We start from the raw sequence: 16438 nt of genomic DNA, 5'->3' as shown, positions 1-16438 counted from the left end.
TCTATGGTCGGACGAGCGGCGGAAATCTTACAGCTTGCCGTAGCTGTGCAGCCCGGACAGGAACATGTTGACGCCGAGGAACGCGAACGTCGTGACCAGCAGGCCGGTGAGCGCCCACCAGGCGGCCACCGCGCCGCGCAGGCCCTTCATCAGCCGCATGTGCAGCCACGCCGCGTAGTTCAGCCACACGATCAGCGCCCAGGTTTCCTTCGGGTCCCAGCTCCAGTAGCCGCCCCACGCTTCGGCCGCCCACAGCGCGCCGAGGATCGTCGCGATCGTGAAGAACGCGAAACCGACCGCGATCGACTTGTACATCACGTCGTCGAGCACCTCCAGCGTCGGCAGGCGATCCGCGAGGATCCCGCGCTCCTTCATCAGGTACGCGACCGACACCATCGCCGACAGCGCGAAGCTGCCGTAGCCGATGAAGTTCGCCGGCACGTGGATCTTCATCCACCAGCTTTGCAGCGCCGGCACGAGCGGCTGGATCTGCTGCGCATCGCGCGCGACCGAGTACCACATCAGGAAGCCGACCGCCGCGCTGATGACCAGCAGCACGAACGCGCCGAGCGAACGCGTGCCGTAGTGGCCTTCGTAATACAGATAAAGCAGCGCCGTGATCAGGCTGAACAGGACGAACACTTCATAGAGGTTCGATACGGGGATGTGCCCGACGTCCGCACCGATCAGGTAGGACTCGTACCAGCGCACCATCAGCCCCGTGAAGCCCATCAGCACGGCGACCCACGTGAGCTTCTGGCCGATCGCGGCGCCCGTTTCGGCGCGCGCGAGCAGCCCGATCCAGTAGAAGATCGTCGCGAGCACGAACATCGCGCTCATCCACAGGATCGCCGACTGGCTCGACAGGAAGTACTTGAGGAAGAACGCCGAATCGGCGCGGGCGAGATCGCCCTGGTAGATCTGGATCGACAACAGCGACAGCACGGCGATCGACGCCATCATCAGCCGCGCGGGCTTCCAGCGCCAGCCGAGCGCGACGAGCGCCGGCACGGTGCCGATCATCACCGCCTTGTCGTAGTAATCCATGTGCGCGTTGTAGTGCACGAGCGCATAGCCCGCGCCCGCCACGAGCGCCAGGGCGAACAGCCAGTCGAACAGCGACAGGCGTGCGAGGAACGGACGCTCGTCGAACAACGGCGACGATGCCGGCGCCGGGGCCGACGCCGTACGGGAAGAGGAAACTTGCGTGAGATCCATGATGTTACCGGGTGGAATTCTCGGAATCGGAACCGCCGCCGACAGGCGGGCGGGCCGTCGAAGCCGCACCGGCGGGCGCGGCATCGCGAGGTGCGGCGCGCAAGGCGGCGCCGGCCGCGTCGCGCGTCTGCACGAATTCTTTCTCGAAATCGAAGGTCTTGCGGGCCGTGGACATTGCCATCACCACATCGACGCCCGAACCGGCGTCCTTCAGCCAGAACCAGAGTCGCCGCTCGCGCACGTAGAACATCGAGAAGATGCCGGCGACCAGCAGCAGGCTGCCAAGATACACCAGATTCTTGCCGGGTGCGCGCGTCAGCTGAAATACCGAAGCTTGCACCTGCTTGAAGGAATCAAGCTGCAAATAGACCGGCGATCCATACAAGAAGCTGTCGGATAGCGCGTTGATCGCGTTCTGCACGAAGCGGATCGTGTCGGTGCCCTGCTGCGCGGCCGGCTCGCCGGCACGCTCGCGCGCGATCTGCCAGACCTCCCACATCGAGCCCTCGAGCATCCGCAGCAGCAGGCTCGCGGCCTTCTCCTGCTCGCCCTTCGGCACCGAGCGGTCGATGAAGGTCGCCACCGCCTGAAATCCGCCGACCGGCTGGCCATCCGCGCCGCGGCCGACGCTGTCGTCGCTCGCCGCAAACAGGGTCAGCACCTTCGACGCGCTATCCTGCAGGCGGCCGCGCAGCGACGCGTCGCCCGGCAGCGAGCGCTGCGCGAAGCGCGCGGCGGCTTCGGTGCGCACGGCCGGATCCTCGAGCGCGGCGCGCAGGCGCATCCATTCGCCGATCGAATCCTGGCTGTCGGCCGGGATCCGCATGTAACGGAACGGATCGTTCGGGTTCGCGCGCACGCCGGCGAGGAACACGCGTTCGCCGTTCATGTCGACGGGCAGCATGTAGTTGTTGAATTCGCGCGCCTGGCCGTCCTTGCCGCGAATCTTGTACTGCACCGACGGGCCGATGTTGTGGAGCTGCGTCGGCTTCGACGTCTTCGCGCCCGAGCCGAGCCGCTCGTCGAATACTTCCTTCAGCGAGCTGGTCGTCGCGACACCACGCACGTCCGGCTTGCCGTTCGCGTCGGCCATGTTTTCGACGTTGATCGCGCGGAAATCGGAGAACTCGATCGTGTCGCCGTCGGCGCCCGGGACCTGCAGCGGCGCCGAGCTGCCGATCGTGCCCTTCACGGGAACGGTCGCCGCATGGCTGCCCGTCATCGGGTAGGCCGTCATCTGCATTTGCGAGCCGCCGTCCTGGAAGCTCGACTGGTAGATCGACACGCCCTTGTACGTGAACGGCTTGTTGACCTCGACCCGCGCCGGGATCTTCCGGCCGGTCTCGCGATCGATCACGACGATGTCGCTCGCGAACAGTTTCGGCATGCCCGTCGTGTAGTAATCGACGATGAACTTGTCGAGCTGGATCGAGAACGGCAGGTCCTGGATCAACGAGCCGCTCGGCTGGTTCAGGATCGCGGTCGACACGAACTGGCCCTCGGGCACCCACGCATAGCCGCGGAACGTCGGGTTCGACGCGGACAGGCGATGGTCGGGCGAAATCTCGCTGATCGTCGCGCTCGTGTTGACCGGGCTCTTGCCGAACATCCACATCTGGAATTTGATCGGCAGGTTGCTGTCGAGCAGGCCGCCGATACAGATCACGACGATCGCGAGGTGGGCGGAAATGTAGCCCCACTTGGTCATCGCGCCGCGCTTCGCGGAGATCAGCGTCGCGCCGTCGGTTTCACGCACGACGTGCTTGTAGCCGGCCTTCGTGACGAGCGTGGCGAGCGTCGCCGCGACCGTCGCGCGCGTGCCCGACGCCGTGTACTCGGCCTTGTGGTGGAACGCGCGCAGGCTGCCTTCGCGGACCTTGTCCTTCCAGCTCTTCGCATCGGCGAGCATCTTCGGCGCATTGCGGATCACGCACAGCGAGATCGACACGACGAGGAAGATCAGGATCAGCATGAACCACCACGCGCTGTACACGTTGTACAGGCCCAGCGAGCGGAAGATGTCCGCCCAGAACGGCCCGAACTGATTCACGTAGTTCGGATACGGATCGTCCTGGGTCAGGACCGTGCCGATGATGCTCGCGATCGACAGCACCACCAGCAGCGCGATCGCGAAGCGCATCGAGCTGAGCAGCTCGACCGCGCGTTTCGACGCACCCTGACTCGACTTCGACTGCAACCCCGACGTGGTAACGCTCATTCAAACTCCGACTCAGGGGAAACAGCCCCCACACTCACTATGTTCGCTGCGCCCCAACGGGCGATCGGCACGCTCGGGACGGCCCGGCGAGTGCCAACAAAAAAGGGCAAGGCGACCGCGAACAGCGGCGCCCCACCCTTTTCTTGTTCTGACTCCGGCCGCCCTTCGGGCGGCCGGTCATTCCATGCGCGGTTGACCGCTCAACGCAGACCCGCGATGTAATCGGCGACGGCCTTGATCTCGGTATCCGACAGCCGCGACGCGATCTGATGCATCGCCTCGTTGTTGTTGCGCGCGCCGGCACCCTGCTGGAACGCGGTCAACTGCGCGACCGTGTAATCGGCCCATTGCCCCGACAGACGCGGGTACTGGACCGGGATCCCCTGCCCCGTCGGCCCGTGGCAGCTCGCGCAGGCCGGTACGCCCTTCTCCGCGATGCCGCCGCGATAGATCTTCTGGCCGACCGGCACGGTCGCCGCATTGCGTGCGGTACCGAGCTTCGTCGTCTGCGACCCGTAGTACGCGGCGACGTTGCGCATGTCGTCCGCGCTCAACGCGCTCGCGAATCCGACCATCACCGCGTTGTTACGCACCGGCCCCTTCGCGCCCGGCTGCGTCTTGAAGTCGTTCAACTGCTTGACCAGATATTCGGGATGCTGGCCGGCGAGCTTCGGGAAACTGCCCGACGCACTATTGCCGTCGGCGCCGTGACACGACGCGCAGACCTGCCCGGCAATCGCCTTGCCGCGGTCCAGATCCGGCTTCGCCGCATCTGCCGCGTTTGCCTCCGCTACGAAACCTACGAACCCTGCTGCAACCTGAAGCACCATCAGAGACTTGCACAGTCGATTCATTCGCACACCCTGTTTCGTCTTGTGGGAATTTGAGGTTCTGCAAAAAACGACGGCGTTCAGTCTACCGCAGAAGCCACATAAAAGCGCGAGGCAGGCGCCCGTTGGCCTTCGGTAAAACCGCCGTATTGTACAATATCGTGCTGAAAGCTCCCGCGCCTATCGGGGCTACCCCGCCTCCACCAAGCGGCTCGCGCCGCCCGTCCTTCCGGTTCCCATGGCCTTTCTGCTCCATCAAGCCCGCTTCTACACGACCGTCAACCATCTGCGCGACCTGCCGCCGACGGTCCAGCCGGAAATCGCGTTCGCGGGCCGCTCGAATGCCGGCAAGTCGACGGCGATCAACGTGCTGTGCAACCAGAAACGGCTGGCCTTTGCGTCCAAGACGCCCGGCCGCACGCAGCATATCAACTACTTCTCCGTCGGCCCGGCCGCCGAGCCCGTCGCGAACCTCGTCGACCTGCCCGGCTACGGCTACGCGGAAGTGCCCGGTGCCGCGAAGGCGCACTGGGAAATGCTGCTGTCGTCCTATCTCGCGACGCGCTCGCAGCTTTGCGGCCTGATCCTGATGATGGATTCGCGCCGTCCGCTGACCGATCTCGATCGACGCATGATCGAGTGGTTCGCGCCGACCGGCAAGCCGATCCACACGCTGCTGACGAAGTGCGACAAATTGACGCGCCAGGAAAGCATCAATGCGCTGCGCAACACGCAGAAGGGGCTCGACGCGTATCGCGACCAGGGCGTGAAGGGCAAGCTGACGGTCCAGCTGTTCTCGGCGCTGAAGCGTACGGGGCTCGACGAGGCCCATGAACTGATCGAGAGCTGGCTGCGGCCGTCCGTCGCCGACGAAAAAAGCGAGCCTGTAGCACAATGAGCGGGCAACGCGCGGCTGGGATCGGCTGTGCGCACCTGACGGTACCTGCGGATTCGGCCGGCTCATAAAAAAACCCGCCGTTGAACGGCGGGTCAAACAGCCTAATCGAAAAACGACAGGCACCCGCTCAGGGAGGAGAAGCGGGGAGCTGCACGCAACGCGTGCCGCTCGATCGCTATCATATACCAACGATCTCGAAAATGACCTAAGGGTTCCGTAAGGTCTTCTTGCCCTGATTTCTGCCAAATCGCCATGAGCTTCCATCCGCTTCATCGTCCGCGCCGGATGCGCCGCGACGACTTCTCCCGCCGCCTGATGCGCGAAAACCGCCTGACCACCGACGACCTGATCTACCCGGTGTTCGTCGTCGAAGGCACCCAGCAACGCCAGCCCATCCCGTCGATGCCCGGCGTCGAGCGCGTGTCGGTCGACCTGCTGATGCAGGTCGCCGAGCAGTGCGTCGAACTCGGCGTGCCCGTGCTGTCGCTGTTCCCGGCCATCGAGCCATCGCTGAAGACGCCCGACGGCCGCGAGGCGGCCAATCCCGAAGGCCTGATTCCGCGCGCCGTGCGCGAGCTGAAGAAGCGCTTCCCCGAGCTCGGCGTGCTGACCGACGTCGCGCTCGATCCGTACACGAGCCACGGCCAGGACGGCGTGCTCGACGAGAACGGCTACGTGATCAACGACGACACGATCGAAATCCTGATCGAACAGGCGCGCGCGCAGGCGGAAGCCGGCGTCGACATCGTCGCGCCGTCGGACATGATGGACGGCCGCATCGGCGCGATCCGCGAGATGCTGGAAAGCGACGGTCATATCCATACGCGGATCATGGCCTATTCGGCGAAGTTCGCATCGGCGTTCTACGGCCCGTTCCGCGACGCGGTCGGTTCGGCATCCAATCTGGGCAAGGGCAACAAGATGACCTACCAGATGGATCCGGCGAACAGCGACGAAGCGCTGCGCGAAGTACGCCTCGACATCGACGAAGGCGCCGACATGGTGATGGTCAAGCCCGGCATGCCGTATCTCGACATCGTGCGCCGCGTGAAGGACGAGTTCCGCTTCCCGACCTACGTGTACCAGGTGAGCGGTGAATACGCGATGCTGAAGGCCGCCGCGATGAACGGCTGGCTCGACCACGACAAGGTCGTGCTCGAATCGCTGCTCGCGTTCAAGCGCGCGGGCGCCGACGGCGTGCTCACGTACTTCGCGCTCGATGCCGCGCGTCTGCTGAAAGCGCAGCGCTGATCGCGCACCGGCGCGCATCAGCAAAAACGGCGGGACACTTCGGTGTCCCGCCGTTTTTTGTTTATCGCCGATCGAAGCTGTCAGCCGGCCCGAATCTGCGATTCGCCGGTTCGCCCCGGCAAGCCATCGTCATACCGTCGGCACGGCCGCCCGATCGAGGCTGCGCAGGAACGTGTCGGCCGCCTGATAGCCGACCACCCGGCCGATCTCGTTGCCGTTGCGATCGAAAAAGATGATGCCCGGCGGCCCGAACAGGTTGAAGCGCTTGAGCAGCGCCTGATCGTCCGGGTTGTTCGCGGTGACGTCCGCGCGCACGAGGTGAAGCCGCGCGAGCCGCGCCTGCACGCGCGCGTCGGTGAACGTCAGATGCTCCATCTCCTTGCAGCTCACGCACCAGTCGGCATAGAAGTCGAGCATCACGGGCCGGCCCGACGTCTTCAGCAACGCGTCGAGTTCGCCGCTGGAGCGCACCGGCGCGAACGCGGGGCCGTCCGCGGCAGCCGCACCGGCCGTCGCCGCACCGCCGGACGCCGCCGTACGCGCCGCCAGCACGGCCAGCGGCTTGACGGGATCGGTCGAGCCCGCAGCCAGGCCCACGAGCAGCGTCGCGGCCCAGATCGCGAGCGCGGCGCCCACGCCGCGGCCCAGGCGACGCCAGATCGACGCGGCGCCGGCGTTCGGCGTGAACAGGCCGAGCGCCGCCGCCGCGATCAGCAGCCACAACGCCGCGAGCACCATCTTCAGCCCGCCGGCCAGCACCGGCCACACGATCCACAGCGCGGCCGCGAGCAGCACGATGCCGAAGAACACCTTCACGCCGTCCATCCACGCGCCGGCGCGCGGCAGCACCGTCCCGGCCCCGACGCCGACCACCAGCAGCGGCACGCCGAGGCCGAGCCCCATCGCGAACAGCGCCGCGCCGCCGAGCAACGCGTTGCCGGTATGCGCGATGAACGCGAGCACCGCGAACAGCGGCGCCGTCATGCACGCGCCGACGACCAGCGCCGACAACGCGCCCATCGCCGCGACCGCGACGAAGTGGCCGCCCTGGCGCGCGCTCGATGCCTCGGCCGCGCCGTTCTGCCAGCGCTCCGGCAACGCGATGTCCTTGCCCGAGATCAGCGACACTGCAAACGCGGTCAGCAGCACGCCGAACGCGCCAAGCACCCACGGATTCTGCAGCCACGCGCCGAGGCTCTGGCCAACCAGCGCGGCGGCGATGCCGAGCACCGTGTAGACCAGCGCCATGCCGACCACGTAGGTCAACGACAACGCAAAGCCACGCGCATGCGTCGCGCGCGTGCCCTGGCCGATGATGATCGCGGACACGATCGGAATCATCGGATACGAACACGGCAGCAGGCTCAGCACGACGCCCGCGACGAAGTAGAGCGCGACGATCGTGAAGAAGCCGTGGCCTTCGAGCAGCGACTGCGCGAAATCGGCGCTCGTGACCTTGTCGAACCAGCTACCCGCGGCAGCCGTGTCGCCGGACGACGATGCGGCGCCGAGCGCGGCGCCATCGACCTTCATCACGTGCTCGGCCGGCGGATAGCAGATCCCTTCGTCCGCGCAGCCTTGCGACGTCACCGCGAGCTCGAACGGCCCGGCTGCCTGCTTCACCGGCACGTGAACGACGACTTCGTCGCGATAGGTCTCGACGTCCTTCTGGAACGTCTGGTCGAACTTCACGTGGCCGGCCGGGAACTGCGGCTCGCCGAGTGTCGCCTGGCCACTCTTCACCGCGAACGCGAACCGCTCGCGATACATGTAATAGCCGCTGGCGATCTTGAAGCGGACGTCCACCTGTCCCGGCGATTCGCTCGCGCTGAACTTGAACGCGACCGACGGATCGAGGAAATCGTCGGCCGCGCGCGCGACGGACAGACCGCCCAGCACGAACACGAACGACAACAGGACCGCAAGAAACCGCAGCGCGCGCACGCGCACCGAAAGCGCCATACCGTTAAACATGAAATAGACGTTGAGTTTCGTTGGTCACCCACTGGCCATACGCGGCCGATGCCGTCGTTTGCCACGAGACGATTTCAGGCGTCTCGTAAGGATGATGCGCGACAATAAATCGCTCCAGTTCGAGCGCCCGCACGGGACTCGTCTTGAACAGCAACTGGATCTCTTCGGCCGTTTCGACCTTGCCCTGCCAGTGATAGCGCGACTTGATCGTGCCGAGCTCCGATACGCATGCGGCCAGCCGCGCGTCGAGCGCGCCGTCGGCAAGCGCCGCAGCCGTCGCCGCATCGGGCACCGTCGTCAGCATCAGCACCACTATCATCCGCGCCCTCCTCGCTGGTCTGCCGGCTCCTGCCGGCGCCGGTCACCCCCGTTCAGGGGCCGCACCGGTTGCCCCGTATCGTAGCGCAGCCCGCGCGACGCTGCCGGCGTCGGCCTGCGACAATCGATCGCAGCCGACATCCCAAAACAAAAAGGGCCAAGCATTCGCTCGGCCCCTTTCAGATCCTGCTGCGTACCGGAAGCTTACTCAGCTTCTTGCACGTTTTCCGTTTCGTCGACTTCCGGACGGTCGAGCAGTTCGACCAGTGCCATCGGTGCGTTGTCGCCCACGCGGAAGCCGAACTTCAGCACGCGCAGGTAGCCGCCCGGACGGTTCGCGAAACGCGGACCGAGCACGTCGAACAGCTTCGCCACCGAGTCACGATCGCGCAGGCGGTTGAACGCCAGGCGACGGTTTGCCAGCGACGGCTTCTTGCCGAGCGTGATCAGCGGCTCGACGACTTTACGGAGTTCCTTCGCCTTCGGCAGCGTCGTCTTGATGACTTCGTGCTCGATCAGCGAGTTGGACATGTTACGGAGCATAGCCAGACGGTGGCTGCTCGTGCGGTTCAGTTTCCGCAGACCATGACGATGGCGCATTTCAGTTTCCTTGATTCAAAGTTTTGATCCAGCTCTTCTATCGCACCTCGGAGGGTGCACGGGCCGGTAACGAAAAAAAGCAAGATGCGGATTTTAAAGGAAAATCCGCATCTTTGCCAACTACAGCAACAACCGGGCTTACTTGTCGAGACCAGCCGGCGGCCAGTTCTCGAGCTTCATGCCCAGCGTGAGACCGCGCGAAGCGAGCACTTCCTTGATCTCGTTGAGCGACTTGCGACCGAGGTTCGGCGTCTTCAGCAGCTCGTTTTCCGTGCGCTGGATCAGATCGCCGATGTAGTAGATGTTCTCGGCCTTCAGGCAGTTCGCCGAACGAACCGTCAGCTCGAGATCGTCCACCGGACGCAGCAGGATCGGATCGATCTGCGGTGCACGCGACGGCGCTTCGGCTGCCGTTTCCGTGCCTTCCAGCGCCGCGAACACGGACAGCTGGTCGACCAGGATGCGGGCCGACTGGCGGATCGCTTCTTCCGGCGTGATCACGCCGCTCGTCTCGATGTTCATCACGAGCTTGTCGAGGTCGGTACGCTGCTCGACACGTGCGCTTTCAACCGCGTAGCTCACGCGGCGAACCGGCGAGAACGAGGCGTCGAGGACGATGCGGCCGATGATCTTGGCCGTGTCTTCGCCGTAGCGACGGACGTTGCCGGGCACGTAGCCGCGACCCTTTTCGATCTTGATCTGAACGTCGAGCTTGCCACCCTTCGACAGGTGCGCAATCACGTGATTCGGGTTGATGACTTCGCAATCATGAGCCAGCTCGATATCGCCGGCCGTCACGACGCCTTCGCCTTCCTTGCGCAGCGTAACCGTCACTTCGTCACGGTTATGCAGCTTGAACACCACGCCCTTCAGGTTCAGCAGCAGGTTGACGACGTCTTCCTGCACGCCATCCAGCGTCGAGTACTCGTGCACCACGCCTGCGATCGTGACTTCGGTCGGCGCGTAGCCTACCATCGACGACAGCAGCACGCGGCGAAGCGCATTGCCCAAGGTGTGGCCGTAACCGCGTTCGAACGGTTCCATGACCACCCTCGCGTGGTTCTCGCCCAGCGATTCCACGGCGATGATCTTGGGTTTCAGCAAACTGGTTTGCATGGGCTTTCCTTTTCAATACCCTCGGCTCGTTACACCGATAAGGCTGACCGGTAACAACCAGAAAATAAACAGCCGAGGCCCCTCCTTGCGCAACGCAATCGGGGTACCTCGGCCGTCAATCGGATTAACGCGAATACAATTCGACGATCAGGCTTTCGTTGATGTCGCCTGCGATTTCAGCGCGTTCCGGCATTTGCTTGAACGTGCCTTCGAACTTCTTCGCATCGACTGCAACCCAGCTCGGCATCCCGCCTTGCTCGGCCAGCGACAGCGCTTCGACGATACGCGCCTGCTTCTTCGCCTTTTCGCGGATCGCGACGACGTCACCCGCCTTCACTTGCTGCGACGGGACGTTCGCGACGACGCCGTTCACGGTGATCGACTTGTGGCTCACCAGCTGACGCGCTTCAGCGCGGGTCGAGCCGAAGCCCATGCGATACACGACGTTGTCGAGGCGCGACTCGAGCAGTTGCAGCAGGTTTTCACCCGTGTTGCCCTTGCGGCGATCGGCTTCGGCGAAGTAACGACGGAACTGACGCTCCAGCACGCCGTAGATACGCTTGACCTTCTGCTTTTCGCGCAGCTGCGTACCGTAGTCGGACGTACGTGCGCCCGAGGTACGGCCGTGCTGACCCGGCTTGCTGTCGAGCTTGCACTTGTCGGCGAGCGAGCGGCGTGCGCTCTTCAGGAACAGGTCGGTGCCTTCACGGCGGGACAGCTTGGCTTTGGGGCCGATATAACGTGCCACTTTGCATTCCTTTATCAATCAGTCACGCGGATCGAAATCCGCGCTAGTCCGCTCCCTTTGGGGCGAACGGTGGGCTTAGTCAATCAAAAAAGCAACGCCCGTCGACGCTGAGCGGCGACAGGCAATGCGCTAGCACGAACGTGCCAGCACATCCTTAGATACGACGACGCTTCGGCGGGCGGCAGCCGTTGTGCGGAATCGGGGTGACGTCCGAAATCGCGGTGATCTTGATGCCGAGGCCGTGCAGTGCGCGCACTGCCGACTCGCGACCCGGGCCCGGGCCCTTGATCCGCACTTCCAGATTCTTCACGCCGTATTCCATCGCGACGCGGCCAGCCGACTCGGCTGCGACCTGAGCAGCGAACGGCGTCGATTTGCGCGAGCCCTTGAAGCCCTGACCGCCCGACGTCGCCCATGCCAGAGCGTTGCCTTGGCGATCGGTGATCGTGATGATCGTGTTGTTGAACGACGCGTGAACGTGAACCACGCCTTCAGCGACGTTCTTCTTAACCTTCTTGCGAACGCGTTGCGCCGCGGTGTTCGAAGCCTTAGCCATTACGTTTTCCTGTAACTGTCAGTTCCGCTTACTTCTTCAGCGCTTGCGCTGCACGACGCGGACCCTTGCGGGTACGTGCGTTCGTACGCGTACGCTGACCGCGCATCGGCAGGCCCTTGCGATGACGGACGCCGCGGTAGCAACCGAGGTCCATCAGGCGCTTGATGTTCATCGTCACTTCACGGCGCAGATCGCCTTCGACGACAAACTTGCCTACTTCTTCACGCAGCTTTTCCAGGTCTGCGTCGGTCAGATCCTTGACCTTCTTCGAAAAATCGACGCCAGCTGCCACGCAGATGCTGCGCGAACGGGTGCGGCCGATACCGAAGATAGCCGTCAGGCCGATCTCGGTATGCTGGTGATTCGGGATGTTAACCCCTGCGATACGAGCCATTGTTTTTCCTCAAACAAAAAGCGCAAACAAACGCGCGGTCAGCCTTGGCGCTGCTTGTGGCGCGGATCCGAGCTGCAGATCACGCGAACGACGCCTTTGCGCTTGATGATCTTGCAATTGCGGCAAATGCGCTTAACCGATGCCATCACTTTCATGATAATACCCTTTTTTCAAATCACTTCGCCCGGAACACGATCCGCGCACGAGACAGATCGTAAGGCGTCAATTCAACCGTCACCTTGTCGCCCGGCAGGATGCGGATGTAGTGCATCCGCATCTTCCCGGAAATATGCCCCAACACGACATGGCCGTTTTCCAGCTTCACGCGGAAGGTCGCATTCGGGAGGTTTTCAATCACCTCACCCTGCATCTGGATTACATCGTCTTTGGCCATAGTCCTTTCAACGCATCGGGATGTTGCCGCCCTTGAAGTTAGCCTTCTTGAGCAGTGACTCATACTGTTGCGACATAACGTACGACTGCACCTGCGCCATAAAGTCCATCGTGACGACGACAATGATCAGCAGCGACGTTCCACCAAAATAAAACGGCACGTTCCAGCGCAGCACCAGGAATTCCGGCAGCAGACACACGAAGACGATGTAGATCGCACCGGCCAGCGTCAGACGCGTGAGGATGCGGTCGATATATCGTGCGGTCTGATCGCCCGGACGGATGCCCGGAACAAACGCGCCGCTCTTCTTCAGGTTGTCTGCGGTCTCCCTGCTGTTGAACACCAGTGCGGTGTAGAAGAAGCAGAAAAACACGATTGCCAGCGTGTACAGCAGCACATAGACCGGCTGGCCCGGCTTCAGCGCTTCCGCAACGTTATGCAACGTATTGGAAATCCAGCTTCCTGTCGGCTGACCGGTACTGAACCAGCCGAGAATCGTTGCCGGGAACAGAATGATCGACGATGCAAAGATCGGCGGAATCACGCCCGACATGTTCAGCTTCAGCGGCAGATGCGACGACTGCCCACCGTAGATCTTGTTGCCGACCTGACGCTTTGCGTAGTTCACGAGGATCTTGCGCTGACCGCGTTCGATGAACACGACCAGGTAAGTCACCGCGGCGATCAGAACGACGATGATGATCGCCGAAATGATGCTCATCGAACCCGTACGCACCAGCTCGAACAACCCACCCACGGCATTCGGGAACCCTGCTGCGATCCCGCCGAAGATGATGATCGAGATACCGTTGCCCAGACCACGCTCGGTAATCTGCTCACCGAGCCACATCAGGAACATCGTGCCCGTTACCAGCGTCACGACCGTCGTCAGACGGAACAGCATGCCGGGATCGGTGACGAGGCCCGGCTGGTTTTCCAGCGCAGCCGCGATACCGAATGCCTGGAAGGTCGCGAGCACCACGGTGAAATACCGCGTGTACTGCGTGATCTTCCGTTGCCCTGCCTGCCCTTCCTTCTTCAGCGCCTCGAGCTGCGGCGAAACGATCGCCAGCAACTGCATGATGATCGACGCCGAGATGTACGGCATGATCCCCAGCGCAAAGATCGTGAAGCGGGAAAGCGCGCCACCCGAGAACATGTTGAACATGCCCAGGATGCCGCCCGCCTGGCTCTGGAACAGCTTTGCCAGTTGATCCGGATCGATGCCCGGCACGGGAATGTGCGCGCCGATGCGATAGACGATCAGCGCCAGGAGCAGGAACATCGCTCGCCGGCGCAGATCGCCGAATTTCGCCGTGCTTCGACCGGGTTTTGCAAGACTCGGGCTGTTAGCCAAGTACCTTCTCCGATGAATGCAAGTGACGACGCGCTACGCGTGTCACTCGGCGAACGAACCGCCAGCCGCTTCGATCGCAGCGCGCGCACCCTTGGTGGCACCGAGACCCTTCACGACGATCTTGCGCTTCAGTTCGCCCGTCGCGATGATCTTTGCGCTCTTCGTCAGCTCGCCGACCAGGCCGGCTTGCTTCAGTGCGAGCAGATCGATCTCGTCGACCGGCAGCTTCTCGAGGTCGCCCAGGCGCACTTCACCGACGAATTCCTTCGTCAGCGACGTGAAGCCGCGCTTCGGCAGACGACGTTGCAGCGGCATCTGACCGCCTTCGAAACCGACTTTGTGGAAGCCGCCCGAACGCGATTTCTGACCCTTGTGACCACGGCCAGCCGTCTTGCCGAGGCCCGAACCGATGCCACGACCGACGCGACGCTTGGCGTGCTTGGCGCCAGCTGCCGGCTTCAGGTTATTCAATTCCATATCAACTCCTTGATCCGTAGGGCCGCTTACGCGATGACCTTAACGAGGTACGAGACCTTGTTGATCATGCCGCGGACCGCCGGCGTGTCCTGCAGCTCGCTAACCGAGTTGAGTCGGCGCAGGCCCAGGCCACGCACGGTCGCGCGGTGCGATTCGCGGGTCCCGATCAGGCTCTTGACGAGCTGAACCTTGACAGTTTTTTCAGACATGGTGACCACCCGGGCTTAGCCCAAAATTTCTTCGACGGACTTGCCGCGCTTCGCCGCGATGTCTGCCGGGGTCGACTGCTTGCGCAGGCCGTCCAGCGTGGCGCGAACGAGGTTGTACGGGTTCGTCGAACCGTGGCTCTTCGCCACGACGTTCTGAACGCCCATCACGTCGAACACTGCGCGCATCGGGCCGCCGGCGATCACGCCCGTACCTGCCTTCGCCGGAGCGAGGAGGACAGCGGATGCGCCGTGCTTGCCGTGCACTTCGTGTTGCAGCGTGCCGTTCTTGAGCGGCACCTTGAACATGTTGCGGCGAGCTTGTTCCATTGCCTTCTGGACAGCGACCGGCACTTCCTTCGCCTTGCCCTTGCCCATACCGATGCGGCCATCACCGTCGCCAACCACGGTCAGTGCGGCGAAGCCGAGAATACGGCCACCCTTCACGACCTTGGTCACGCGGTTGACCGAAATCATCTTTTCGCGAAGGCCGTCGTCGCGCTCGTCAGCCTGAACTTTCGCTTGCATCTTTGCCATGACGAATTCCTTCCTTAGAACTTGAGCCCAGCTTCGCGAGCTGCCTCAGCCAGCGCCTTGACGCGGCCGTGGTAGCGGAAGCCCGAGCGGTCGAAGGCGACGGATTCGATGCCGGCAGCCTTTGCCTTTTCGGCAATACGCTTGCCGATCAGCGTCGCGGCATTGACGTTGCCGCCCTTGCCCGACTTGTCGGCCAGTTCTGCGCGCACTTCCGCTTCGAGCGTCGACGCGCTGGCCAGCACCTTGGTGCCGCAGGGCGAGAACACTTGAGCGTAGATGTGCGTGTTCGTGCGATGCACGGCGAGACGCGCGACCTGCAGCTCAGCGATCTTGATACGCGTCTGGCGAGCGCGGCGCAGGCGAGATTGAGTCTTATCCATGATTGCGCACCCTTACTTCTTCTTCGTTTCTTTGAGGATCACAACCTCGTCGGCATAACGCACGCCCTTGCCCTTGTACGGCTCCGGCGGACGGTAACCGCGGACTTCCGCAGCCACTTGACCGACTTGTTGCTTGTTGATCCCCTTGATCACGATTTCGGTTTGCGTCGGGGTTTCAGCCTTGACGCCTTCCGGCATCTGGTGCACCACCGGGTGCGAGAAACCCAGCGACAGGTTCAGCTTGTCGCCTTGCGCTTGCGCACGGTAACCGACGCCAACCAGCGTCAGCTTGCGCTCGAAACCCTTGGTCACGCCGTGCACGGCATTCGCGATGATCGCGCGCATCGTGCCCGACAGTGCATTTGCTTCGCGGCTTTCGTCGACCGGCGACAGATTCAGCGTGCCGTCGTTGTTCGCCACGTTCACGAGCGGATTGATCGCTTGCGTGATGGTGCCCAGCGGGCCCTTGACGGTGATTGCACCGTCGGCCAGCTTGACTTCCGCGCCTTGCAGCGCGATCGGGCTCTTACCTACTCGAGACATGTTTCTCTCTCCTCGGCTTTAAGCGACGTAGCAGATGACTTCGCCGCCGACGCCGGTAGCGCGCGCCTTGCGGTCGGTCATCACGCCCTTCGGCGTCGACACGATTGCCACACCGAGGCCATTCATGACCTGCGGAATGTCGTTACGGCCGCGGTACACGCGCAGACCAGGCTTCGACACGCGCTCGAGGCGTTCGATGACCGGGCGACCTGCGTAGTACTTCAGCGCGATATTCAGTTCGGACTTCGCACCTTCCGCCTTCACGGCGAAATCGTCGATATAACCTTCGTCCTTCAGGACTTGCGCGATTGCAACCTTGACCTTCGACGAGGGCATCGCGACCGATACCTTCTCGACCATCTGCGCGTTGCGGATGCGAGTCAGCATATCGGCGATAGGATCACTCATGCTCATTTACGTTTC

Annotated in this window: 21 protein-coding genes; 2 read left to right on the top strand and 19 right to left on the bottom strand. The window is 63.2% G+C overall.

The window, feature by feature from the left end; all coding sequences use genetic code 11:
- Nucleotides 1–27: 27 nt before the first annotated feature.
- From ccsB to DFS13_RS24520, 3 genes are all read right to left on the bottom strand, one after another.
- Nucleotides 28–1218 carry a c-type cytochrome biogenesis protein CcsB gene (ccsB, locus tag DFS13_RS24535; protein ID WP_006494454.1) on the bottom strand — a complete coding sequence of 397 codons (1191 nt, stop codon included), beginning with the start codon at nucleotides 1216–1218 and terminating at the stop codon, nucleotides 28–30.
- A gap of 4 nt (nucleotides 1219–1222) precedes the next feature.
- The gene (locus DFS13_RS24530; RefSeq protein ID WP_111442221.1) at nucleotides 1223–3436 is read right to left on the bottom strand and encodes a cytochrome c biogenesis protein ResB; all 2214 of its coding nucleotides are present in this window, start codon (nucleotides 3434–3436) and stop codon (nucleotides 1223–1225) included.
- A gap of 200 nt (nucleotides 3437–3636) precedes the next feature.
- Nucleotides 3637–4290 carry a cytochrome c gene (locus tag DFS13_RS24520; protein ID WP_012492295.1) on the bottom strand — a complete coding sequence of 218 codons (654 nt, stop codon included), beginning with the start codon at nucleotides 4288–4290 and terminating at the stop codon, nucleotides 3637–3639.
- Nucleotides 4291–4504: 214 nt separating this feature from the next.
- Between DFS13_RS24520 and yihA the strand changes: the two genes are divergently transcribed.
- Together yihA and hemB are read left to right on the top strand one after the other, a co-directional pair.
- Entirely contained in the window at nucleotides 4505–5164 is a 660-nt protein-coding gene (yihA, locus tag DFS13_RS24515) for a ribosome biogenesis GTP-binding protein YihA/YsxC (protein WP_006477171.1), read from the top strand.
- A gap of 252 nt (nucleotides 5165–5416) precedes the next feature.
- Nucleotides 5417–6415 (top strand): porphobilinogen synthase, encoded by a 999-nt coding sequence (gene hemB, locus DFS13_RS24510; RefSeq protein WP_006482872.1) that lies wholly within the window; start codon nucleotides 5417–5419, stop codon nucleotides 6413–6415.
- 129 nt (nucleotides 6416–6544) lie between these two features.
- Here the strand turns inward: hemB and dsbD are convergent, their stop codons facing one another.
- The 16 genes from dsbD to rpsH all read right to left on the bottom strand — a co-directional run bounded on the left by dsbD (nucleotide 6545) and on the right by rpsH (nucleotide 16429).
- The gene (gene dsbD / locus DFS13_RS24505) at nucleotides 6545–8389 is read right to left on the bottom strand and encodes a protein-disulfide reductase DsbD (RefSeq protein ID WP_111442220.1); all 1845 of its coding nucleotides are present in this window, start codon (nucleotides 8387–8389) and stop codon (nucleotides 6545–6547) included.
- Complete coding sequence (gene cutA / locus DFS13_RS24500) at nucleotides 8382–8708, bottom strand: divalent-cation tolerance protein CutA (protein ID WP_006494457.1); 327 nt, start codon at nucleotides 8706–8708, stop codon at nucleotides 8382–8384. The genes dsbD and cutA overlap by 8 nt, the downstream gene beginning before the upstream one ends.
- Nucleotides 8709–8911: 203 nt before the next feature.
- Complete coding sequence (rplQ, locus tag DFS13_RS24495) at nucleotides 8912–9307, bottom strand: 50S ribosomal protein L17 (RefSeq protein WP_006477175.1); 396 nt, start codon at nucleotides 9305–9307, stop codon at nucleotides 8912–8914.
- A 138-nt stretch (nucleotides 9308–9445) separates the two neighbouring features.
- Nucleotides 9446–10423 carry a DNA-directed RNA polymerase subunit alpha gene (locus DFS13_RS24490; protein ID WP_006477176.1) on the bottom strand — a complete coding sequence of 326 codons (978 nt, stop codon included), beginning with the start codon at nucleotides 10421–10423 and terminating at the stop codon, nucleotides 9446–9448.
- Nucleotides 10424–10547: 124 nt separating this feature from the next.
- Entirely contained in the window at nucleotides 10548–11171 is a 624-nt protein-coding gene (rpsD, locus tag DFS13_RS24485) for a 30S ribosomal protein S4 (RefSeq protein ID WP_006477177.1), read from the bottom strand.
- A 154-nt stretch (nucleotides 11172–11325) separates the two neighbouring features.
- Nucleotides 11326–11727: a 30S ribosomal protein S11 gene (gene rpsK / locus DFS13_RS24480; protein WP_004197937.1), complete on the bottom strand. Its 402-nt coding sequence runs from the start codon at nucleotides 11725–11727 to the stop codon at nucleotides 11326–11328.
- Nucleotides 11728–11755: 28 nt separating this feature from the next.
- Complete coding sequence (rpsM, locus tag DFS13_RS24475) at nucleotides 11756–12121, bottom strand: 30S ribosomal protein S13 (protein WP_006400641.1); 366 nt, start codon at nucleotides 12119–12121, stop codon at nucleotides 11756–11758.
- 38 nt (nucleotides 12122–12159) lie between these two features.
- Entirely contained in the window at nucleotides 12160–12276 is a 117-nt protein-coding gene (gene rpmJ, locus DFS13_RS24470) for a 50S ribosomal protein L36 (protein ID WP_004199844.1), read from the bottom strand.
- Nucleotides 12277–12296: 20 nt separating this feature from the next.
- On the bottom strand, nucleotides 12297–12515 hold the full coding sequence (infA, locus tag DFS13_RS24465) for a translation initiation factor IF-1 (protein ID WP_004521905.1): 219 nt from the start codon (nucleotides 12513–12515) through the stop codon (nucleotides 12297–12299).
- Nucleotides 12516–12522: 7 nt separating this feature from the next.
- On the bottom strand, nucleotides 12523–13872 hold the full coding sequence (gene secY / locus DFS13_RS24460; protein ID WP_006482915.1) for a preprotein translocase subunit SecY: 1350 nt from the start codon (nucleotides 13870–13872) through the stop codon (nucleotides 12523–12525).
- Between the two features lie 42 nt (nucleotides 13873–13914).
- Nucleotides 13915–14349 (bottom strand): 50S ribosomal protein L15, encoded by a 435-nt coding sequence (gene rplO, locus DFS13_RS24455; protein ID WP_006482880.1) that lies wholly within the window; start codon nucleotides 14347–14349, stop codon nucleotides 13915–13917.
- A gap of 26 nt (nucleotides 14350–14375) precedes the next feature.
- On the bottom strand, nucleotides 14376–14558 hold the full coding sequence (gene rpmD / locus DFS13_RS24450; protein ID WP_006400644.1) for a 50S ribosomal protein L30: 183 nt from the start codon (nucleotides 14556–14558) through the stop codon (nucleotides 14376–14378).
- 15 nt (nucleotides 14559–14573) lie between these two features.
- Entirely contained in the window at nucleotides 14574–15092 is a 519-nt protein-coding gene (gene rpsE / locus DFS13_RS24445; protein WP_006482895.1) for a 30S ribosomal protein S5, read from the bottom strand.
- Nucleotides 15093–15106: 14 nt separating this feature from the next.
- Nucleotides 15107–15472 carry a 50S ribosomal protein L18 gene (rplR, locus tag DFS13_RS24440; protein WP_006477183.1) on the bottom strand — a complete coding sequence of 122 codons (366 nt, stop codon included), beginning with the start codon at nucleotides 15470–15472 and terminating at the stop codon, nucleotides 15107–15109.
- 12 nt (nucleotides 15473–15484) lie between these two features.
- On the bottom strand, nucleotides 15485–16015 hold the full coding sequence (rplF, locus tag DFS13_RS24435) for a 50S ribosomal protein L6 (RefSeq protein ID WP_006477184.1): 531 nt from the start codon (nucleotides 16013–16015) through the stop codon (nucleotides 15485–15487).
- Between the two features lie 18 nt (nucleotides 16016–16033).
- Nucleotides 16034–16429: a 30S ribosomal protein S8 gene (gene rpsH / locus DFS13_RS24430; protein ID WP_006477185.1), complete on the bottom strand. Its 396-nt coding sequence runs from the start codon at nucleotides 16427–16429 to the stop codon at nucleotides 16034–16036.
- Nucleotides 16430–16438: the final 9 nt, after the last annotated feature.

The organism is Burkholderia sp. 28_3 (assembly GCF_003253915.1).
In the GTDB taxonomy this organism is placed as follows: domain Bacteria; phylum Pseudomonadota; class Gammaproteobacteria; order Burkholderiales; family Burkholderiaceae; genus Burkholderia; species Burkholderia cenocepacia.
The sequence above is the reverse complement of the archived record's forward strand: the minus strand, read 5'-3'. Positions and strand labels throughout refer to the sequence as shown.